Source organism: Oleiphilus messinensis (assembly GCF_002162375.1).
GTDB lineage: Bacteria > Pseudomonadota > Gammaproteobacteria > Pseudomonadales > Oleiphilaceae > Oleiphilus > Oleiphilus messinensis.
This window is the reverse complement of sequence record NZ_CP021425.1, coordinates 1,171,707-1,193,136: the sequence shown is the minus strand read 5'-3', so window position 1 is coordinate 1,193,136 and position 21,430 is coordinate 1,171,707. Positions and strand designations below refer to the sequence as shown.

General features: G+C 48.0%; 22 protein-coding genes. 8 read left to right on the top strand and 14 right to left on the bottom strand.

The window, feature by feature from the left end:
• The first annotated feature begins 345 nt into the window (after window positions 1–345).
• Window positions 346–792, top strand: a complete 447-nt coding sequence (locus OLMES_RS05260; protein WP_087460292.1) for a response regulator — start codon at window positions 346–348, stop codon at window positions 790–792.
• On the top strand, window positions 761–2,515 hold the full coding sequence (locus OLMES_RS05255) for a two-component system response regulator (protein WP_232465265.1): 1,755 nt from the start codon (window positions 761–763) through the stop codon (window positions 2,513–2,515). The genes OLMES_RS05260 and OLMES_RS05255 overlap by 32 nt, the downstream gene beginning before the upstream one ends.
• An 84-nt stretch (window positions 2,516–2,599) precedes the next feature.
• Here OLMES_RS05255 and OLMES_RS28250 read toward each other — a convergent pair whose 3' ends face one another.
• The 3 genes from OLMES_RS28250 to OLMES_RS05240 all read right to left on the bottom strand — a co-directional run bounded on the left by OLMES_RS28250 (window position 2,600) and on the right by OLMES_RS05240 (window position 4,198).
• Window positions 2,600–2,839, bottom strand: coding sequence for a hypothetical protein (locus tag OLMES_RS28250; RefSeq protein WP_198343225.1), 240 nt, complete (start codon window positions 2,837–2,839; stop codon window positions 2,600–2,602).
• Between the two features lie 116 nt (window positions 2,840–2,955).
• Window positions 2,956–3,528 (bottom strand): YceI family protein, encoded by a 573-nt coding sequence (locus tag OLMES_RS05245; RefSeq protein WP_087460289.1) that lies wholly within the window; start codon window positions 3,526–3,528, stop codon window positions 2,956–2,958.
• A gap of 130 nt (window positions 3,529–3,658) precedes the next feature.
• Entirely contained in the window at window positions 3,659–4,198 is a 540-nt protein-coding gene (locus OLMES_RS05240) for a cytochrome b (RefSeq protein WP_087460288.1), read from the bottom strand.
• Between the two features lie 225 nt (window positions 4,199–4,423).
• Here OLMES_RS05240 and OLMES_RS05235 point away from each other — a divergent pair, with 225 nt between their 5' ends.
• Complete coding sequence (locus OLMES_RS05235; RefSeq protein WP_087460287.1) at window positions 4,424–5,119, top strand: SOS response-associated peptidase; 696 nt, start codon at window positions 4,424–4,426, stop codon at window positions 5,117–5,119.
• Window positions 5,120–5,246: 127 nt separating this feature from the next.
• Here the strand turns inward: OLMES_RS05235 and OLMES_RS27920 are convergent, their stop codons facing one another.
• Window positions 5,247–5,399: a hypothetical protein gene (locus OLMES_RS27920; RefSeq protein WP_157678155.1), complete on the bottom strand. Its 153-nt coding sequence runs from the start codon at window positions 5,397–5,399 to the stop codon at window positions 5,247–5,249.
• Window positions 5,400–6,092: 693 nt separating this feature from the next.
• On the opposite strand from OLMES_RS27920, the gene OLMES_RS05230 reads away from it, so the two are divergent.
• A complete protein-coding gene (locus OLMES_RS05230) occupies window positions 6,093–6,398 on the top strand; it encodes a hypothetical protein (RefSeq protein ID WP_087460286.1) in 306 nt (101 codons plus the stop codon).
• 136 nt (window positions 6,399–6,534) lie between these two features.
• Here OLMES_RS05230 and OLMES_RS05225 read toward each other — a convergent pair whose 3' ends face one another.
• Both OLMES_RS05225 and OLMES_RS05220 read right to left on the bottom strand, forming a co-directional pair.
• Window positions 6,535–8,517: a hypothetical protein gene (locus tag OLMES_RS05225; protein WP_087460285.1), complete on the bottom strand. Its 1,983-nt coding sequence runs from the start codon at window positions 8,515–8,517 to the stop codon at window positions 6,535–6,537.
• A 161-nt stretch (window positions 8,518–8,678) separates the two neighbouring features.
• The gene (locus OLMES_RS05220) at window positions 8,679–9,818 is read right to left on the bottom strand and encodes an acyl-CoA dehydrogenase family protein (RefSeq protein ID WP_087460284.1); all 1,140 of its coding nucleotides are present in this window, start codon (window positions 9,816–9,818) and stop codon (window positions 8,679–8,681) included.
• A gap of 188 nt (window positions 9,819–10,006) precedes the next feature.
• Between OLMES_RS05220 and OLMES_RS05215 the strand changes: the two genes are divergently transcribed.
• On the top strand, window positions 10,007–10,492 hold the full coding sequence (locus OLMES_RS05215; protein ID WP_087460283.1) for a HugZ family pyridoxamine 5'-phosphate oxidase: 486 nt from the start codon (window positions 10,007–10,009) through the stop codon (window positions 10,490–10,492).
• Here OLMES_RS05215 and OLMES_RS05210 read toward each other — a convergent pair.
• Genes OLMES_RS05210 through OLMES_RS05200 form a run of 3 tightly spaced genes read right to left on the bottom strand, consistent with a single transcriptional unit; the run spans window position 10,482 to window position 13,932 of the window.
• Window positions 10,482–11,162 carry a nucleotidyltransferase family protein gene (locus OLMES_RS05210; protein ID WP_157678153.1) on the bottom strand — a complete coding sequence of 227 codons (681 nt, stop codon included), beginning with the start codon at window positions 11,160–11,162 and terminating at the stop codon, window positions 10,482–10,484. The genes OLMES_RS05215 and OLMES_RS05210 overlap by 11 nt on opposite strands.
• Window positions 11,163–11,173: 11 nt before the next feature.
• Window positions 11,174–13,453 carry a xanthine dehydrogenase family protein molybdopterin-binding subunit gene (locus OLMES_RS05205; protein WP_087460281.1) on the bottom strand — a complete coding sequence of 760 codons (2,280 nt, stop codon included), beginning with the start codon at window positions 13,451–13,453 and terminating at the stop codon, window positions 11,174–11,176.
• Window positions 13,450–13,932, bottom strand: coding sequence for a (2Fe-2S)-binding protein (locus OLMES_RS05200; protein ID WP_087460280.1), 483 nt, complete (start codon window positions 13,930–13,932; stop codon window positions 13,450–13,452). Before OLMES_RS05200 ends, OLMES_RS05205 begins: the two co-directional genes overlap by 4 nt.
• A gap of 319 nt (window positions 13,933–14,251) precedes the next feature.
• Between OLMES_RS05200 and OLMES_RS05195 the strand changes: the two genes are divergently transcribed.
• Complete coding sequence (locus tag OLMES_RS05195) at window positions 14,252–16,063, top strand: EAL domain-containing protein (protein WP_157678151.1); 1,812 nt, start codon at window positions 14,252–14,254, stop codon at window positions 16,061–16,063.
• A gap of 28 nt (window positions 16,064–16,091) precedes the next feature.
• Here the strand turns inward: OLMES_RS05195 and OLMES_RS05190 are convergent, their stop codons facing one another.
• The 3 genes from OLMES_RS05190 to OLMES_RS05180 all read right to left on the bottom strand — a co-directional run bounded on the left by OLMES_RS05190 (window position 16,092) and on the right by OLMES_RS05180 (window position 17,886).
• On the bottom strand, window positions 16,092–16,643 hold the full coding sequence (locus OLMES_RS05190; RefSeq protein WP_087460278.1) for a macro domain-containing protein: 552 nt from the start codon (window positions 16,641–16,643) through the stop codon (window positions 16,092–16,094).
• Window positions 16,644–16,672: 29 nt separating this feature from the next.
• Complete coding sequence (locus OLMES_RS05185) at window positions 16,673–16,864, bottom strand: CPXCG motif-containing cysteine-rich protein (RefSeq protein ID WP_198343224.1); 192 nt, start codon at window positions 16,862–16,864, stop codon at window positions 16,673–16,675.
• 245 nt (window positions 16,865–17,109) lie between these two features.
• Window positions 17,110–17,886, bottom strand: a complete 777-nt coding sequence (locus tag OLMES_RS05180) for a ferredoxin--NADP reductase (RefSeq protein ID WP_087460277.1) — start codon at window positions 17,884–17,886, stop codon at window positions 17,110–17,112.
• Window positions 17,887–17,994: 108 nt separating this feature from the next.
• Here OLMES_RS05180 and OLMES_RS05175 point away from each other — a divergent pair, with 108 nt between their 5' ends.
• Window positions 17,995–18,873: a LysR family transcriptional regulator gene (locus OLMES_RS05175; protein WP_087460276.1), complete on the top strand. Its 879-nt coding sequence runs from the start codon at window positions 17,995–17,997 to the stop codon at window positions 18,871–18,873.
• A gap of 89 nt (window positions 18,874–18,962) precedes the next feature.
• Window positions 18,963–19,823 (top strand): substrate-binding periplasmic protein, encoded by an 861-nt coding sequence (locus OLMES_RS05170; protein ID WP_157678149.1) that lies wholly within the window; start codon window positions 18,963–18,965, stop codon window positions 19,821–19,823.
• A 78-nt stretch (window positions 19,824–19,901) separates the two neighbouring features.
• On the opposite strand, the gene OLMES_RS05165 is transcribed toward OLMES_RS05170, so the two are convergent.
• Together OLMES_RS05165 and OLMES_RS05160 are read right to left on the bottom strand one after the other, a co-directional pair.
• Window positions 19,902–20,327 (bottom strand): hypothetical protein, encoded by a 426-nt coding sequence (locus tag OLMES_RS05165; RefSeq protein ID WP_087460274.1) that lies wholly within the window; start codon window positions 20,325–20,327, stop codon window positions 19,902–19,904.
• 11 nt (window positions 20,328–20,338) lie between these two features.
• Window positions 20,339–21,394 (bottom strand): porin, encoded by a 1,056-nt coding sequence (locus tag OLMES_RS05160; protein WP_157678147.1) that lies wholly within the window; start codon window positions 21,392–21,394, stop codon window positions 20,339–20,341.
• Window positions 21,395–21,430: the final 36 nt, after the last annotated feature.

Below are 21,430 nucleotides of genomic sequence, written 5' to 3'. Positions count from 1 at the left end.
GGTGTGCACACCCGCAAAGAAAAAAATCAGTCACGAAATTACCATTCAGCCTCCCACGCACTTTACCAACCAGAATTGGAAAACTAAACTAAACGTTACGTATTGAGAACGTTTTCTTGACTCAGACCAATGTTAATTGTGTCAATCATTGCGATATTGGCAGCGTCTCAGGCGCTCAGTGACCACCTATTTAGCAGGACGTGACCACATCTTGAACAAAATTGTGGCCATACCTCTAGCAGAAAATGCGTCAGCAGTTATGTGCCCTGGTTCAAATTTTAACAATTCGAAACTGAAAAAGAATTCCAAAACACATAGACTGAAGATCAGGTGGGGCTTTAATCGATGCATGCATACAACACTACGATACTACTCGTTGAAGACAACCCAGATGATGAAGCTCTCGCTCTGAGAGCCCTGAAAAAGACAGAAATTCAAAACGACGTCATTGTTGCCCGGGATGGTCAGGAAGCACTGGACTATGTCTTTGCCGAAGGCAAGTTTGAAGGTCGGGATATCAATGATTGTCCCCGCCTGATTTTACTGGACATCAAACTCCCCAAATTAAGCGGACTTGACGTCTTGAAGAATATACGAAAAGATAATCGCACGCAGCTCATTCCGGTCGTATTATTGACCTCATCAGATGAAGCCCGTGACATGATCGAAGGGTACCGCTCCGGAGCCAACAGCTTTATCTCCAAGCCGGTAGATTTCAATGAGTTTGTAAATCAGGTAAAAACCCTGGGGAAATATTGGCTTGGCATTAACAAGACCCCTTACACCCACTGACCCCCCTAAGGCTCTGGGCTCTCCGCCAGACACCTTGAAGGTGCTCATTATTGACGACTCAATGGACGACGTTGAGTTAATTCTTCGCGCCATGAAAAAAGGGGGGTTTTCGGTTGAACATGGCTGGGCTGACAGTGCAGCTTCATTGAGCCAAACCCTCCCGACCAATACCTGGGATCTCGTCATCACCGATCACAATATGATGGGATTCTCATCCTCGGATGCACTAAAAATCGTCAAAGAGTTTGATGAAGGTATTCCCGTGATCATCGTCTCCGGCGCCATTGGCGAAGAAGTCGCCGCAGAAGCAATGCGACTGGGTGTACATGATTACATCATGAAAGACAACCTGACCCGATTGATCCCAGCCATTCGACGCGAATTAAAACAAAACGAAAACCGCCAGGCGCGACTGCGTGCGGAAGCACACATAGATTATTTATTTTCGTATGACAGTCTGACCGGACTGACCAATCGACAGGAATTCGAAAAACGCCTGCATGTACTGGTCAGAGCCAGCAAAAATCCACCAAGGCAACATGTTCTCATGTTCTTGGATCTCGACCAGTTCAAAATCATCAACGACACATGCGGCCACATTGCAGGAGATGAGCTACTGGTACAAACCACACACCTGCTAAAACGCCATATTCGGAACCAGGACACCTTAGCCCGCCTCGGCGGAGATGAATTCGGAATTATTCTGGAAGATTGCCCTCAAGAACATGCCCTGAAACTGGCAGAACGTATTCGTAGTGAAGTCAAAGAACACCGCTTCGTCTGGGGCGACAAGCCATTTGCTGTCAGCGTAAGCATCGGCATGGTCAAAATTGACCAACACACAAAAAATCATCACGAGCTGTTAAGCTGTGCTGACCTGGCATGCTATGCTGCCAAGGATAAAGGACGAAACGGAATTACCTGGTACTCTGAAGATGATGCCGAACTGCATCAGCGAAGAGACGAAATGCAGTGGGCCTCACGGATCAAACAAGCCGTGGAAGAAAATCGCTTTACACTGTATTTTCAACCCATGCGCCCTTTATCCTCAGCCTACAGTCATTCACCCCACGGCGAATTTTTGCTGCGCCTGAAGCAAGATGGTCGCCTCGTTGCGCCTGGAGCATTCATTCCAGCGGCTGAACGCTATAACTTGATGCCATTGATTGACGGTTGGGTGGTGAATAATGCATTTCGCTATCTTGCAGAAAGTGGCCTGGGCAATGCCCGAGAAGGGGTCTACTTTATCAACCTTTCCGGGACAACCCTAAGCGACAAACACTTCTTCGAACAAATTCAGGACTGGCTGAAGTTTTACCACATTATCCCGCAACGTGTCTGCTTCGAGATCACGGAAACAGCAGCAATTGCCAATCTGATCAATGCGGTAGATTTCATTGCAGAAACACGAGAAAAAGGCTTCAAGTTCGCACTCGATGATTTCGGGGTTGGATTGAGTTCATTCTCCTACCTGAAAACCATTCCTGTGGATTACCTTAAAATCGATGGCAGTTTCGTCAAAAACCTACTGGCAGACCCAATCGATGAAGGCATCGTCGAGGCCTGTAACAGAATCGGCCATGCTGCTGGCTTGAAAACAATCGCAGAGTTCGTCGAAGATGACCCAACAACCCACGCTCTGGCACGAATTGGTGTCGACTTTGCGCAAGGCTACGGTATCGCAACACCCGCGCCACTGCAGGAATATCGAAGAAAACGCTAGAGCCCAGGGTCTGTGCTCTCACGCAGCCTATATACGAATGTTTGAAATACGCTGGCAAAACTAAAGTATTGAAATCAACAGCGTCTAATGATCAGCACTCATTCGCTTTTCAGACACACCACGCGGTGCATCAACGGTATAAGCCACAGCCGAGTTAGCGGATACTGCAGAAAATGAAGGTTCTGAATATTCGGTCTCAGTACCGGGGAGTGGTACCGCATTTTGACGGGTGAAGTAATTGGCAAGGATAACTAAGGTAAGGATCGCAAAAAGCGTGAGGGTCAACAATACAAGAGATCTTCTTCGTATCGAGGAACTGTCCATTCTAAATTTTCTCAAGTAAACAAGATTCGAGAAGTTTAATCCTCGAATCTTGTTCTGTCTATATTTTATTCTGCACAAAAACGAGAATTAGCTCTGCTTTTTTCGTGCAAACTGAATTACTTTTGAATTCCTTCTATAGACAGAATGATCTCAACCTCTTGAGAAGCCGGCCCTAAGTTATAATCGATTCCAAAATCCTTCAACTTGAACTTGGTTGTACCAGAAAAACCCTGACGCTTCCCACCCCAGGGGTCAGATCCACCACCCACAAGCTCTGCATCAATAACCAGCGGCTTGGTAACACCTTTCAAGGTGAACTCACCATGAACTTTCGCATGACCATCTTTCAGCACCTCAATACGTTTGCTCACAAAAGAGGCCTCAGGGAATTTATCCACATCGAGGAAATCCTTGCCTTTGAGGTGCTTATCACGTTCCGCGTGATTCGAATCCAGACTCTTGGTATCAATTTTAACACCAATGCTTGCAGCCTCTGGTTTATTAGGGTCATAAGAAAAATCCCCCTCGAAATCATTAAATCGACCGTATAGCCAGCTAAATCCCAGGTGCTTTATCTTAAATAGAATAAAAGCATGGGCTTTATCGGTATCAATAACATAATCTGCTGCCTGGGTAATTCCGGACATCAAAATCATCAGCGCAAATGCACTACTCTTCCACAGTTTCATATCATTACCTTTCTTTGATGGTTGTTTTATTCACATTTAAAGCTTCTATGACCAATAAAAGCGGTCGGTAGAATTACAATTTTTACGTACGGTATGAACCCAATTAAAGTTTCACCAGACCTAAAGCAATCTACAGCATTCTTCTGAGAGTCTGATCCTTGTCAATAACAGCATGTTTTACCGCCCCTGCCACATGCAGGACAACGACGACGATGATTGTCCAGGCCAGAATTTCGTGGACTGAACCCGCATAATCTTCAAGCTGATCGATGTTGCCTGTCACTGACGGGATGGGAAACAGACCAAAAAAGTCGATAGCTCGCCCATCTGCTGTAGAAATCAAATATCCCGACAGAATGGTTGAGAGTAATAGCAAGTAAAGACCAAGATGGACAACATGCGCCACCTTGATTTCAAATGACGTGTGCGTTGCTAACGGAGCCGGCTTGGTATTCGTCCACCGCCAAAGCACTCGGGCGACCATGAGTACAAAAAGTAAAACACCAAAACTCTTATGCAGAAAAGGAGCCGTCTGGTAATAATTGTCATAGTAGGTCAAATCAACCATATACAGACCGACACCGAAAAGCCCGAACACCAACAGCGCAACGAGCCAATGGAACAGTTTGGCAATTAACCCAAAAGCACTTTCTGTATTTCTAAACCGCATAATGAACCCCGAAATTATAAAAAGCCTGAATAGAGACGAAGTTCAACCAGGCCGTACCCATAGAAACATCGCAAGCGCGTGTAAATCAATGAATTGCAAGCATGGTAACGCACTTACATGACTTTTTTAATTGAATATTTTGCAGTAATCAATCGAAAATTATCAAGCATTCAGGCATGCTGAGCACTACATCAACTTTCGATTGAACCGAGAGGTCGAAGCAGAATGTGTGGTCGCTACAATATTACCGATGATCTATTTATTCAGGAGCTGATGCTGGAGCTGGGTTTAAATGTGAAGCTGAAGACAGCGTACAACATTGCCCCCACAGACGACATTCCGGTGATCACAGCAAACGGCAGCGATACCAAAAAACTGTCAATACGTAAAATGCGCTGGTGGCTAACCCCGTCCTGGGCTCCGGAAATTAATCAAAGATACAATATGTTCAATGCAAAATCTGAAACCGTACTCACAAGCAAGGCATTCAAAGAGCCATTTTTAAACAGAAGAGCCGTAGTACCAGCCTCGGGCTTCATCGAATGGCGTAAAGAAAATGGTGTTCGAGCCCCATACTACTTCAGACTCAAAAACCGGGCCATGCTGTTTGCAGCACTATGGGAGCCTTGGCAGCAAGGCAGAGAATATAGTGAGAGTTGTGCAATTATGACGACTGATGCGACACCACAAATACACGCGTATCATCATCGGATGCCGACGATGATCTACCCTGATCAAATAACCCGTTGGCTGGATCCAGAAACTGACGTTCCCCACCTGATTGAGCTACTGAATCAACCACATCTCAACGATATGGAGATATCCCCCCTCTCGAGCGCAATAAACAATTCACGCATCAAAGACGATCGCGCAATCAAGCCGATTGAGCATCACCCGGGAACCAATGGCGAGCTTTTCTGATTCAGAAGAAACGGAAATGGAACGCACTCGATGCGAAACCTCAAGCGCTCACCCATAATATGAAAATTATTGCACGACACGCCGAGCCGCTACAGCACTCAAAGTAGCCATACCAGGTTCACCCGATTCAACGACGAACGCGACGGGCCAATTCCCGCGCCTGCTGTTCGTCGGACTTGACCTTAATGGGCTGAAGTTTTTTCACGGGCTGAATGATCGCGAATACGATATACCCAACCACAAGTAGTGAACAAACAGCGATAAACAAAGATGAAGTCATAAGCTCAAATCCTACCCATCTTCTCAATGACAGAACCTTGCGAAAAGCAAGCATAAGATGCCTTTAACATAGGGGCTGGCACAAAAATATGCAAGTCTTATTTGTTACCAGGTGTTAGGGTCTGTTGACGTTTCATATTTAACCTCTGCCTGCGCTATTTTTTTGTCCAGTCAGGCGCTGCGAGTGTCGTGTAGTTATTCTACATCAGCGAGCAGCAACGCATCGGGGCGAAAAAATAGCGCTGGCCCGAAGGGTTGAGCCTGAAAATCGCTCACTCCGCGTCACTCGTCGCTCATTTGGAATAACCAAACCACGCTCCTCATTTCTTGATTGAGCGATTTTCAGGCTCAACAGAGGTTAAATATGAAACGTCAACAGACCCTAATGTGACGACAGGAAACAACACATTAGTATGAATACTCTAAATACCTGTGTTACCGTGCACCAAGCTCGGACATTTCTAAAAACTTACACCACCGAGTATGACAACGAAGATGAATTCATGGGAGAAATCGTCGATTAAACTGGTTCAACTGCAGAGTATTGGGAAACTCAATGACAACCCCTGATCTGTAGTTTAAAAAAATAAGACCCTCCGAACCTTATAGAGATAGAAGCCGGAAGTAGCCTTATTCCAAGCTTCAAGGCAACAAAACTCTGATGTACTTATGGTAATGCTGTAGGAGGTCTACCATGGAAATTTATAACTGCCGATGTGGCAGCCCACCATCTTTCGAATCCGAGCCTTCAGGCTTCAATCGCTGGGATGTATTCTGCTTTGAATGCAGACTTCAGACTACTGGCCATTTAACCCGACTTAATGCAATTCGTGCCTGGAATCATCTGGTTGAACCGGATGAAAGAAGCAAAGGCCCCGCATTGCAGGAAGCCAAGCCTCGGCGTGCTCAGGCAAACGAAAAACCAATACCAGTCAGGAATCCGCTTTCAAAGCTATTCCATTCTGAGTGTTGGTTAGATCACGAGAGAAAAGCGGTTTAATTGTACACACTTGTCGCAACGCGCTTCCTTGGGAGTTCAGCAGCTCACTGATGAACTCCCTCTGCTACGATTCTATGGGTGCAACGGGCTATTGATCTTGAAATCAGAATAGCAATTGACCTTAAAATCAACGCAACTACAGATCATAAACAAATGTCGAAAGCCTTTCATGCTCGAACAGCACAGAAGCTAATTTCAATACATTAAGTCTTCCCTGAATTGGAAGTCCATTGGCGTCCGCTAATCCAACATATAGTTCATTCGCTTCACCCTCAAGTGCCAGCAATGATGAATCAAATGCGTTAATTTCCTCCCGAATCGCCTGTATTGCCGCCTGATCTTCAGGGTCAACCTGTCGGTTCTGATCCATGAAATCACTGAGAATAGTAACTGGGGTATGGTATTCATAATCATAGCGAAGCAACCCTAGAGGAGCTTCAACAGCAGGATTCGAGACAAAAACATAATCTGGTCGGATGACCAATTCATTGCCCACCATAACCTCTTCGGCAAACACTTCAGAAATTTGATCAACGACATTATCAGCAGCACCTCCCTGATATCTTGTGATCCGCATTAACAGCAGCGCAGTTGCATTCGGTACCTCTTTAGGCACATTGTACTCATACTGCCACTCTGAGATGACAGTTTGTCCGGAGAGCTTACGCATGGATTGAACACGACGCTCCGAATCAAACTGAAAGGTGTAGATGAACGCCTCTCCCCCTTCCACCACATCAATACGGTTCACACGATTGCTCTGAATGTCGTACTCTGCAGTGGCTTCGGGCAAGCCGTCCAGAGGATAAAGATCAGGATTCGTAGCCAAGTCACGGGCTTCAGCTTTTGTGAGGCCTTCTTCATGATCAAGCGGGTGTGCACTGTCAAATTCAATTCGAGTCACGGGTCCGAGCCCTGAGCGCTCAAGATAGAGAACCTGATCTACAACACCATCAGTCCCCCAATACTGAAAGTTCTCAAAGAACCAACCGGGCTCAATCGCCTCGGTAAACTGGAATTCGGGAACAAACGCTATAAACCCGTCACTTTCAATTTTTTCGATCCCGCCCAGAGTATTGTAACTGTAATCTATAGTGGTAGATAGATACGACTCCCGCTCCACTGCCGTAACCGGAAGTTCACCATCATCCATGGCATCTGGGGACTTATACACAGTAGCTTTGCGCACCACGTATGGATCATCGAAGTTTACATCGACCAGTGAATAGGTCAGTTGCGTGCTTGCATTGATACCCTCGTAACTACCACCGGTTTCAGCTGCGATAGAATCCAGTTGGTCCCACAAGCCGGGCACACTTGAGAGTAAAACGCGCCCAATCAACAGCCACTCTTCTCCGGTAAGGTATGTGTCGGACTGATCGGCTCGAAATCTAGAAGAGATGAATCCAGGGATTTGTAATTTAATATACTCAGTTACACTCTGGGCATACTTTTCCAAACGTGTATTTTCAGAGGTCAAGTAATCTTCAAGGAAATTTATATCCTGGCCAAGGGTGCTTCGTAAACCGTTGTGCGCCTGATTGACAGCAGCACGGATCACATCAGTGCTGGTTCCAGAAGTCTGAGGGCCAAGGGTTAATTCCTGCTGAATTTTAACCAGCGTAGTCAGTGGCGTGATTTTTTGAACATCCGCTGGTGCAGAAAGGAAGAAGTGGCGATCAACAGTTGCCACAGCCGTATTACCATCCACAATTCTGGTTTCGTCAATTGTTTCCCCGGGGATCGCGAGTAACATTAATGGATAGTCACGCGGATCCAGAACACGCAAATTTGCTTCACGTCGCGCATCATTGATATCCGTAAGATCAAGCGCAAAGCGCCCCTGCTCACCAGAGCGCGTTTCAGGCTCCCCCTCATCGAGCTCTTTATTGTCATTGATATCCAGCCAGACTATTGCATCACGCAAATAACCATTTGCAGCAACACCATGATAAATGTCGCCACTACTATTGTCCGGATCAACAACATCCCTGCCATCCTGAGGCATGACATCTGAAGAGCTGCTGCCGCACCCGGTCAATACCGCCAGACACAACGTCATTGCAGCGGCCGGCATAACACCTGCCAGCCCACTAATATTCAACCTGTTCTTATTCATGTGGTACTCGATATCCCCGAAATTTACTGTCCGGAATGTACAGGACTGTCAACGACTTTACCTTGAAACAGATACCACTTTAATAAAATCCCCGAATTTTCGCCAAAAAAAACCGGCATCAATGTGCCGGCTTTTCAGAGACAGGATTTGCGACGCGGGATCTAGATCGAGCGCGCAACAATTTCTTTCATGATTTCATTTGTACCGGCATAAATACGCTGAACCCGAGAGTCCGCCCAAGCTCTGGCGATGGGGTATTCCCACATATAACCGTAGCCACCATGCAACTGCACACACTCATCCATCACTTTACACTGCAGGTCAGTAGTCCACTGTTTCAACATTGCAGCGGTCGGCACATCCAGTTTCTTCTGTAGATGTAATTCCAGGCAGCGATCGGTGAAAACACGACCTGCGGTAATATCGGCCTTCAGTTCTGCCAGTTTGAAGCGGGTGTTCTGAAACGCTGCAATTGGCTTACCAAACGCTTTACGCTCTTTCACGTAGGTCACAGTCCAGTCAAACGCGGCCTCACACGCAGACATTGCGGTCAGTGCAACCAAAAGACGCTCCTGGGGTAACTCCTGCATCAATTGAAAGAAGCCATTACCTTCACGACCACCCAAGAGGCTGTTCAAGGGCAACTTGACATCCTGGAAGAACAGTTCGGATGTATCCTGTGCTTTCATGCCTACTTTTTCAAGGTTTTGACCTTTCTCAAAGCCTTCTGCATTGGCCTCAACCAGGAACAAGCTGGTGCCCTTCGCCCCCTCACTCGGATCTGTTTTCGCAACGACAACAACCAAATCACACAACTGGCCGTTGGTAATGAAGGTTTTTGAACCATTCAGCAAGTAGTGATCATCTTTTTTGATCGCGGTTGTTTTAACCCCTTGCAAGTCGGAGCCTGCACCGGGTTCGGTCATGGCAATCGCCCCCACCATTTCGCCCGATATCAGTTTTGGCAAATAGTGTTGCTTCTGCTCTTCGTTACCATAGTGAAGAATGTAGGGACCTACGATGTCTGAGTGCAGCGGAAAACCGATCCCGGACAAACCGAGACGACTGATCTCTTCCATTACAACCGCGCTGTAACGGAAATCTGCGCCAACACCACCGTATTCTTCAGGCATGGTCGGACAGAGAAAACCGAGTTCACCCGCTTTACTCCAGAGCTCTCGGGATACATGCCCATCTTTTTCCCATTGCGAGTGATAAGGCGCTGCTTCTTGTTCAAAAAACTTTCGTACTGAATCCCGGAAGCCTTCCAGATCTGCATCAAACAGGGTTCTTGGTATCATGGTCACCTCTAAATGGTAAAAATTGTTATCATGAGCAACCGGAAGCCTCCCCAATTGCTTGCCTATTCCCGATTATTCTTGCCAGCGGAGCGCTTTCTAACAATAGTCAAAAAAACCAACTTGTTTGGCGAAAAATAACACGGCAGTGCAGAAACCTGCAGGAATACACTCAGTTTTGGAGAAGTTTGATGGACGAAAACCACGAGATTTTAACCGAAGCCATTCAACTCATGGCGGGTTTCAAGAGTGTCTTGATGGCAACACGCTCGGAGCAGGGAATCCCGGAGGCAAGCTATGCGCCGTACTACCAAAAAGACCATGATATTTACGTTTTCATCAGTGGTTTGGCCGCACACACCCGAAATATCGAACATTTTCCGACACTATCTGTCTTTTTTATTGAAAACGAAATGGATGCAAAAAACATTTTTGCCCGACGACGCCTCAGCTTTGAATGTTGTGCAACAGAAATCGACCGTGCCACCCTGGAGTGGTCAGAAATAATTCAGGAAATGACGACCTCACTGGGATCAACCATGACTCTGCTGAAAGACCTCAGTGACTTCAAGCTCATGAAAATCACGCCCCAAAAAGGCGTCTTTGTAAAAGGTTTTGGTGCTGCATACCAAATTAGCGGACCAAACCTTGACCAAGTGTCGCAAATCAAGAACTAAAGCCCGGAAGATCCTCAACACGATCGATATCACGATGGATTCCGGGATCATCTACCGGGACATGCACTACAGCATTTGAGTGCTGTTTAAGTAAAGGATTAGCGCCTTGATCCCCGCATAATTCGAGCAACTGCGAACGCCAGGTAGAACCAATCAGCACCGGATTTCCTCGCTTAGCCCCCCCCTCCGATAGCTGAACGGGCACAAAGAAGTACTGCTCTGACTTAGTTGTATGGAAAAACGCGCTCCCGAGCGCCACCACCGTGGAAAACTGGACAAAAGGCATATCCCCTAACATAAACAACCAGCCATCAGACGGCGCATGATTGATTACGGCCTTAATCCGGGTCGCCAATTCCACTTCCTCTGAAGCTGAAAGCAATAGCAACTCCAGATCTGCGAGCGACACTAGGCGCTCTCGAGCCTGCACAACCTCCTGCAACAACGATCGATCCTCCTCCCGGAGCACCACCATGACCTTGACCGATACAGGCAACACTGACTGCTCTGACTGCAACACATGTGCTGCATGAGCTGCAGTATCGAGCACACGATCAATTACCCTGGAGCCATCAGGAAGTGGCGCCAGCAGTTTGTGGCCACCGATAAATCGGCGGCCCAACCCTGCGGCCAACACTGCCAGCGTCAATATTTTTGGTGCAGCAGACACAGAACAGCCTTTTAACCGGAGGTCGCCGGCAATTTTAATGGTAATGAGCGCAATCGCTCACCGGTCGCCACATAAACTGCGTTCGCCACCGCTGGTGCGACTGGAGGCACACCAGGTTCACCAATGCCCGTGGGGGATTCTGCTGATGGCACGATAACCACTTCGATCTCCGGTGTATCCTGCATACGCAGCAAGGGATAGTCGTGGAAGTTACTTTGCTGAATCACGCCCTCTTTAATGGTAATGTCGCCGAACAACGCCGCCGTAAGACCGAACACAATACCACTTTCAATTTGACTGATCACGATATCCGGATTGACAACAAGACCACAATCCACAGCACACGTCACACGATGTACCTTGATCTGCTGACCGCTCACGGTCAATTCTACGACCTGTGCTGCATAGGTGGAAAAGCTCTTATGGCAGGCGATTCCCTGTACCGCCCCTGACACAAAAGGTTTACCCCAACGCGCCGCTTTCGCGACCGCACGAAGCACTCCTTGGGCACGAGTATCCTGCTGCAGCAGTTTGTCCCGATAGGCGAACGGGTCTTGTTTGGCGTGGTGAGCAAGTTCGTCAATAAAGCTCTCAACCACAAAAGCGTTCTGGGAGTGCCCTACCGAGCGCCAGAACGTGATCGGTACACCCGGATCAGCATGGGTGTATCGGACATCGATATTATCCAACGCATAAGGCAGCTCTTTTGCCCCTTCCACAGGGGACTCATCTGGCGCTAAACCAGGCGCAACTTTGCTCAATACATTCACAACACTTTGTGGTGTCCAGGTGGGTGCCAGCACGCCAACCGCATCAACCGCGTAATGATCCATGATACGGGGACCCACAATCTGATGTTGCCACCCTGTCGCCTGTCCCTCGGCATTAAACGCGGCAGATAATCGGTGGTAGGTTGCCGGACGATAAAAATCGTTTCGGGTATCGTCTTCGCGCGACCAGATAACTTTGACGGGCTTATCTACCAGCTTGGCAACATTAACCGCTTCCGCCACAAAGTCCTGGTTCAAGCGCCGGCCAAAGCCACCACCCAGTAACGTTGTATGAACCGAGACTTGATCATGGCTCAAACCGGTTTCCCGGACCGCAACGGCTCGGGCAATATCCGGCCCCTGTGTCGGCGCCCAAATCCGGCAGAAATCGCTCCCGACCTGAGCGGTACAATTCATCGGTTCCATCGTCGCATGAGCTAACAAAGGTGCCTGATACTCCACACTCAAGGTCGAATCAGCAACTTCCAGAGCATCCTCATAATCACCAACACTGCGAACAGACGTCCCGGCGTCCTTGCCAGCGGCCTGGCGATAGAGATCATAAATACCTTCAGTCGACAGCGTGGCCAATTTTCCGGATTGCCAGTTAACCTTGACCTGCCCTGCAGCTGAACGAGCTTGCCAATAGGAACGGGCAATGACCGCAACTCCGGAAGGGACTTGCCCAATGTTTACAACACCGGGTTGCTGCATTGCGGCCTCGGGAGAAAACGACAGAACCGTTCCACCTAATGAAGGCGCACGCATTACGACAGCATAGAGCATATCCGGCTGCTCAACATCGATACCGTATAGCGCTTTACCAAAACTTTTCAGCTGAGCATCCAGGCGTGTGCTTTTCTTGCCAATGTATCGAAACTGCTTTGCGCTCTTGAGCTGAGGGGATATTTTCAGGTGCTGAGTAGCAGCCAATGGCGCTAACGCGCCGTATGACAAGCGACTGCCTGTAACCCGGTTTTCACAGACCCCGTCCCGCACAAAAACATCTTTACTATCGACTTGCCATACCTCCGCCGCGGCCTGCGCAAAAAGCGCTCGGGCATGGGCCCCTGCTTCACGCAGGCGGAGCCAGTTTGTTCTCAAGCTGGAACTGCCTCCGGTAATCTGCATACCGTACTCGGGGTGTATATAGGCTGCACCTACCGGAGCGGTTTTAAGCTTGATTCTATCCGGGCTGACTTCAAGTTCCTCGGCGAGTAGGGTCGCCATTCCGGTATACGTACCCTGCCCCATTTCCACACGATCCAGAATCAGGTAGATGCGCTCGTCTGGATGAATCTCGACCCATGCATTTGCTTTAAACGGGGCTTCCGGGTTGTTTGCACTGCCTTCCGAACGACTCTGCTCCGAATCCGCCATGGAAGTGCAGCCACTGAACTGAATGGACATCACCAGTCCACCGGCTCCAGCGCCCCCCCACTTTAGAAATTGACGACGAGACGAGACCAAAGTGCCTTCTACGTTTGAAACAGCTGGCTGCGTTGCAATTGGTTCACTCATGGCTGCACCTCCTGAACCATGCTGTCACCGGTTTTGGCAACCGATTTAATTGCTTTTTTAATTCTGGGATAGGTGCCACAACGACATATATTTCCACTCATGGCAGACACGATTTCTGCATCGTTCGGGTTGGCATTACGCTGCAACAGGGCATGGGCAGACATCAGTTGTCCGGATTGACAGTATCCACATTGCGGGACATTAAATTGCTGCCAGGCAACTTGCAGAGGGTGAGGATTTTCCTCACTACCAATGCCTTCGATGGTGGTTATTTCCTGGCCTTTGACCGCACCAACCGGTGTAATACAGGAACGGATTGCCTCACCATTTAAGTGCACCGTACAAGCGCCACACAAGCCCATACCACAGCCAAATTTAGTGCCCTTCAAATTCAGCTCGTCACGCACCACCCATAACAAAGGTGTTTGCTCATCGAGACCTTGGAGGTCTCTCTCCTGCCCATTGATTGTTATTTTCATCCCCACCTTCTCTCTTTTTACAGTTATCCAGAGTTCTGAAACCCAAGCGTGCCCCTACTATAACAGGCAATTGAATTACAAACCTCCAGTTGCGTAGGCCGATATTAAATGACCATCGGTCATCTGTCCATTATTTTGCAGTGTCATGAAACGATAACATAATATGTTCATAATCAGTCTTTGAAATTCGGTTCAAACAATACAGTCTTACTCCTAAGACTATGTCGTAACACCGGTTGATCGATTTTCGATAAAAACCTTCAGCATCGAACTCGAGGCACGATTGGAGTATTTGCCGACAGAGAGGTCTAAAGACACCGTGGTAAAGGAACATTCCCCAGAATCCATCACGCGTCAGTTATCCAGCCTTCTAGATAATGGCGAACTGGACACGCTGTTTCAACCTGTTGTGAATTTACTATCACAGGAAACCCAAGGCTACAATGTCCTCGTGACGGGTGTGCCCGGCAGTCCGTTCTCAAACCCGGAACTACTGTACAATACGGCAGAACAAACCCAACAACTTGCGCTCTTTACCGAAACGATGCTCCAGACAATTTTGTCCCGGGCCTATACGCTACATATAGACGAGCTGCTGTTCATCGAAATTCCAGCTCTCGCCGTCGCCCAGCATTTCGTTTCCGCAAGCACTCTGCGATTGGCTGTCGAAGCGCTGGGGATGCCAGCCAGTCGCTTTGTCATTCAAGTTAAAGATGACCGACCACTCATCAATGCATCAACATTAAGAGAACAACTCATCGCATTTAAGAGTCTCGACTTCAAAACAGCGGTGGCGAATATTGGTGCAGGCTTCAAATCCGCTGAATTCTGGCTTGAATGCCAACCTGATTTCTGCAAATTGCCGAGACACTTGGTCGATGACATTCACAATGACCCGTTGAAGCAGGAGCTGTTGTTCGAAATTACCGATAAAAGCAACAAACGAACCCGGTTTATCGCACCGGGAAATGGTGCATTGCCACAGATTGAAACGCTATTTCGGGCCGGAATTCACCTTTATCAAGGTAGCGAATTTGGTAGCTATCGAAGCATTCCAGCCAAAGGGCGCTTGCCCTCGATCAACAGCACGTCAACCTACACCGAACCCGAGAGATTGACGTGCCAGAGCCTGGCTTACTACGTCAAGCCACTGCAGCCGGAAACCAAACTGAAAGAAGTTGCAGAACGCTTTGCAACGGGAGACAGCGCATCGTGCCTGCCGGTGGTAGGCAACAACAAGCCACTAGGAATCGCCCACAAGTGGCGAATTCTTGAGCTCTTTTCAACCCAATACGGTCGCGCATTGTTCGAAAACAAACCCATTGTCGACTTTATTTCTTCCGATACCATTATTGTCGACGAACACACGCCATTGCTTGACTTAAGCCGGATGTTGACGGGGGCGGAAGATCATTATGTACGGCAGAATTTTCTGATTTCCAGAGAGCATTACTATTTGGGTATGGGACGAACACGGGATCTGCTCAAACTCATCACCGATACGAAAATCGACGCGGCAAAATATGCTAACCCTTTGAGCGGTCTCCCCGGAAATGTCCCCATAAACAAGCAGATTCAGCTGCTTTGTAAAAAATCAACACCGTGCTGGATCGCCTATTTCGATCTGGATAATTTCAAGCCATTTAATGATGTGTTTGGCTACTCCAAAGGCGATGATGCCATTATCATGCTGGCAACGATATTGAGTGAACAACTCAGCGATCTTGGCTTTGTAGGGCATGTTGGCGGTGATGATTTCATCGCAACATTTTCTGAAAACATTTCGCCCGAACCCATTTGCCGCTACATTATCGAACAGTTTATTCAACGCTCCCGCCCTCTGTACCCCGATACGATCAGGGAACAAGGCTATTTCGAAGCCCGAGACCGCTACGGCAACTGGCGCTGCCACCCGCTTGTGAACTTATCTATCGGCATTATTCACGTGCGCAACCCGGATCAAATTGGTCACCACCAAATTGCCGAGCTGGCGGCGGCAGCCAAAAAGTCTGCCAAGGAAAGCCAACGTCATCTGGTGATTGTATCAACAGACGACAATACGTCAGTAGTTCCATACACCCTGGCTCGTAAGCGCATCCAGCATCCAGAGCCGGAAAAATGTCAGGATTGAGTTCCGGTTGCAGCAAACCTGATTCCGACTAATGCAAGACAGAAGCACCGGCTTGCACTGAGTTTGCTTGAAACAGCTGCCGGTATGCTGAACTCCAATCTTCCATGGCCTGATTGGAATGCAAACAGAAATAAACGGCGTCAAAGTCTTGCAGAACCGGCTTTACCGCTTCCAGGCCCACTCTCGCAGAAAGCAAATGGGGCGCTTTATTGGTACCCGCCCCCAGAGCCGGTACCGCCAGTGATTTGATCCCGTTCTCGCGCGCGACTTGAAAAACACGTTGATAGCATTGCCGCAACAACCCTAAATCGGAACCCCCCCACTGATCCCCACCAGACCATTGCGGCGTAACCGTATGGATAACCCAGGCCGCAGGCAACTTAAACCCCTTTGTAATACAGGCATCCCCGACTCGACACACTTCCTGCTGATCACAAGCCACAGACAATTCAGGGCCCGCACAGTCAAAAATACTTGCCGATAGCCCTCGCCCACGGGTGAGGTGCTTATGGGCAGGACATACAATCGCATCCACTTGCATGGTGGTCAAATCAGTAAAGGTCAATTCAACTTCAGCCATTGTCTTTTCCTCCAAATGGGGTACAAGCGCTATTCGTTCTCACGGTGCAGCTCTATTTCCGGCAAACCATCCTCAGTGGTTTCGATATTAACCAGAATTGGCTGACAGCAAACATCACAGTCTTCGATATATTCCTGTGAAGGCATAGAGCAATCCACCACCAGCTCAATAGCTTCCGAGCAATAGGGACAGATTACTTTTTCAGTTGTGATCAGAGTCATACCGGAACGCCTTATAAACGACACTCAAGTAGAAAGATAGTACATACTGATCACTTTTTCACCGCAGCACTGCATTTACTTCGCCACTAATTGGAGAACATTAAAAATGCAAAAATACTGGAATAGGCGGGAAGGCTAGAATCTGCCAGAAGACTAGAAAGGGCTGGACTCACAAGATAGGAGCACATGCGCGACGCATAAAACCGTCACGCAGGTGATTAGGGTCTTATTGAAAATAGAGTGGTTTAGCTCTCGACGAAAGCACGCTCGATCACATAATGCCCCAGGTCTCCCTGTTTCGCTTCGACAAAGCCTCGGGAATCAAGAATCTGGCAGGTATCTTTTAACATGCTCGGACTACCACAAATCATGAACCGGTCATCCTCCAGATTCATCTCTGGCAATCCGATGTTGGCAAAAAGCGCTCCACTTTCCATCAAATCGGTAAGACGACCCTGATTTTCATAAGGTTCACGCGTAACCGTGGGATAATAAATCAACTTGTCCCGGATTACGTCACCGAAATACTCATGCTTCGGTAACTCGTTGCAGATGTATTCCTGATACGCCAATTCCGAGACGGTCCGAACACCATGGGTCAGAATGACCTTGTCAAAACACTCATAGGTTTCAGGATCTTTGATAATACTCATGAAGGGTGCAAGCCCGGTTCCCGTACTGATCAGGTACAGATTTCGCCCCGGTATCAAGTGATCCACTATCAACGTTCCTGTTGGCTTTCGACTCATCAGTATTTCGTCGCCTGGCTGAATTTTTTGCAGCTTTGAAGTGAGCGGGCCATCCGGCACTTTGATGCTAAAAAACTCAAGCTCCTCTTCATAGTTGGCACTGGCAATGCTGTACGCACGCATGAGTGGCCGGCCACCATCCTGCTCCAAACCAATCATGATAAAATGACCATTTTTAAACCGGAACGCAGGGTCTCGACTCGTCGTAAAACTGAACAAGGTATCATTCCAGTGCTTTACGCTGGTTACCGTTTCCTTTGCAATTGCCGCCATAATATATTCACCCTATCGATAAATAATCTAAGATTGAAATAAGCATACGCCAGCAAGACAATATCTGTAAATCAGATTATATTTATATAGGTTATCGATTATTCCGATATGCATTATACACTCAGACAACTTCAGGTTTTCATTGCCACGGCACACCACGAAAACATATCCAAAGCCGCATCCAGCTTATCCATGTCCCAGTCTGCCGCAAGTGAAGCCCTCAAAAACCTGGAAATCCAATACGGTATTCAGCTCTTTGATCGAATAGGCAAACGCTTACAGCTAAATGAATTGGGTCAACTGCTGAGACCAAAAGCCCAAGCGGTAGTGGAACAGGCACAATCTCTCGAAGAGGCATTTCGCCAACACCGGGATATTGGCACATTGAAAGTGGGGGCGACACTCACCATTGGGAATTATCTCGCAGTCAACATCATGGCTCGCTTCATGCGCGAAAATCCTGGGGCTCACGTCGACCTTGAAGTCGCCAATACCACGACGATTGCTTCCAAAGTTCTGAATTTCGAACTGGATGTCGGACTGGTTGAGGGTGAACTCAATAACAGCGAACTGGAAACAACGATCTGGCGAGAAGATGAACTGGCAGTATTCTGCGCCCCAGAGCATCCCTACGCAAGCCAGAGCACACTGGATGATGAACGACTTAAAGCAGCGACCTGGATTCTAAGAGAACCGGGATCAGGTACAAGACAAGCATTCGACTGGGCAATGCACGGTTTACTGCCCGAGTTCAGAATACTACTGGAACTACAGCACACAGAAGCAATCAAACGCGCTGTGGAAGCGCAACTCGGCATTGGCTGCCTGTCGCGAGTGACCCTTGAAGATGCCTTCAAACGGGGAAGTCTGGTACACTTATCCGTCCCGCATCGGGACTTCAAACGTAAATTTTATTTTATACTCCACAAAGAAAAATACCGAAGTGCCGGTATTATTAAGTGGCTGGACCTATGCAAATCTGTGTGATGCAACGAATTTGATCTATGCTTAAAAGTGAAACCACCGGGAAGCTAGAAGCTAACCAGAAATTAGAATGCAGCGTCCAGGGACGTACTATGCAGAACCCCGTTCAAAAATACACAGGAAAGATGAAACGTCTGGCCCTGGCAACCGCACTGTGCTGTGGCGCACACTGGGCGGTCTTGCCAGCGTTTGCTGCAGATACCAGCGGAGATGTTGTCAAAATCGCAACTTCTCATTTCCCCCCGTATTTTATCGACCCCAAAAACGCGCATTCCGAAGCTAACCGTTCTTATCAGCCAGGATTTTTGCAGGAAGGAATCGAAGCAGTATTCGCTTTGGCGGGCATGAAAACCCAATTTCAGTATTTGCCTTTGGCTCGAGCCGAAAATTTTGTCCAGATCGGCAAGTTCGACTGTATTAGTCCCGTTCGGGCAAAACCCACGAATGACTATACACTAAGCTATTCCAGCCCCCTTCCCGGCGGGCCTGTTGTGCTCATGGGGCGAGCCGGAACCGGACACCGTATAACTCGAGTTTCACAACTGGAAAACTATCACATTGGCACCGTGCTGGGTGATCAGGCCGTAACGGCATTGATGAATGACACAGTGCTGAAAAACACGGACGCGACGCGAACCAACTCACTGAATTTACAAAAACTCGTAAATCGGCGCATTGACTATATTATCATTGACTACGCTGTAGCACTGAAGTTAATTACCGATGACTTTCCACAGTATGCCGACAAAGTGGAACCGGTCTATCCTCCGCTTGCATACCAATCGATTTATCTCGCCTGCAATGCAAAGACTTCAATTAACCGGAATCTGATCGAGCGCTTCAACGACGCCTTGAAGCATGCCCAGGAGAATGGCCTCCTCAATACTATCGCTACTCGTTACGGTCTGGATGATCTCTCCACCGAGGAGGCAACACCGGAAACGTTGCAATAACCTCTCACGCGAACTCGCTTCCCGGCGGGCGACCCCGCCCGCCGAACTGTAACCTTTGCACCCGCAACTCCAGACACGCTACTCAAACGTGAACACAACCTTTACCGTATTGTCAACCGATTTGCTATCTACATAGCCGATAACACTCTTGTTGGTCTGCACCTGTTTTTTAATGGAGTCATCATCCTCCAATGTCCGGGGCGGCGACCCTTTTCCAGTAAAAACAAGCCGGGAAAAATAAGACTTTAGCTGAGCTTCTGTACGTTCCAACACACTTTCATAAAATGCGTTACGAAGAGGAGCCCCTTTTTTATGATCAACCGGGATAACCCACTCACCATTTGGAAAACTACCGGTTTTTGCCAGATAAATATTCTGAATATCAATTTTATCCAGGTGCTCAATTTCAAGCTGAGGATTGACAATTACAGCATACTCCGCCCTGACTGGAGCGACCACCAGCATCAGAATTAGCAGCAGGGGGCGTATTATTCCAGATCTCATAACCTTCCCCCTTAAAAAACCGTATCTACGGCAATAGTCCAGACGGTTATGTTTTCAGGATAGGATATCCCGCCAACTGAACCGCTCTTTACATCGATCGCTTCCGCCTCGAACTTGACCGCAAGATTATCCATTGCGTCCCATCTGAGCCCAACGACCACCGAATCCTGTTCGGTCTGCCGATCACGACTGTTATTATTACGCGCAGACTCGAATGTCACATGGGGTAAAAACTCACCGAATCGGTACCCACCTAAAACATACCAGCCATTGATGTCAGGTACGGTAGCAATGTCCGTATATCGCTGGGTATATTCAGCCATCGAAAGCCAGTTATTCCACTTGATTTCCATCCCGATACTGGAGAGGGTTGCATCTTTGTCAAACGCCGGTGGTGCAATTGCACTGGGTTCGAGATCCAGCTCCATACCCGCGTGACCGGCACGGAACAAGAACCAGTCATTACTAACCGAAAAGCTGAACCCCCACATGTTGGATAACGTAATTTCTGTTGGTAATCGCTGTACGCTAACTGTTTTCTTGGAGGAGCCGTAAAATGGCTGAGCAGTAACACTCCATTGGCCAAAGGATTTGGTATAGTAAAGGTCGACACCATCAAACGTAAAAATAGGCACCAACCCGTATACTGTATGGGGTGGTCTTACCCAGGGATAGGCATAACCAACCTCAACATAATCAGAGATCATATACGACGGGAGCCGCAGTCGCCCTCCCCGAATCTGAACGTCAGGCAACGCTTTGTAGCTCAGGAAAATCCATTCAGCTTCCACCGAATAATCATCACGGCCATTCGCCAGTAACTGAATTGTGGCGCTGACACGATCATTGATATCCGCTTCAGCCTGAATCGCAACGATCGAGTCTGAATTGAATGTCGCCTTGTCCGTTATACCAAAATAATTCGCCCTGTCTTCATCACTAATCGCTACAGCTGCGGTTAAATAACCATTGAATTTTAGTGATATATCCTCGTCCGCACTCACCCCCAGTGACGACAGGGTAACTGCCAGTATGCCGACCATCCTAACCAATAGTCCATAATTCATCCAAGATACTCCAAGTCGGTAATATTTTCTCCTTTG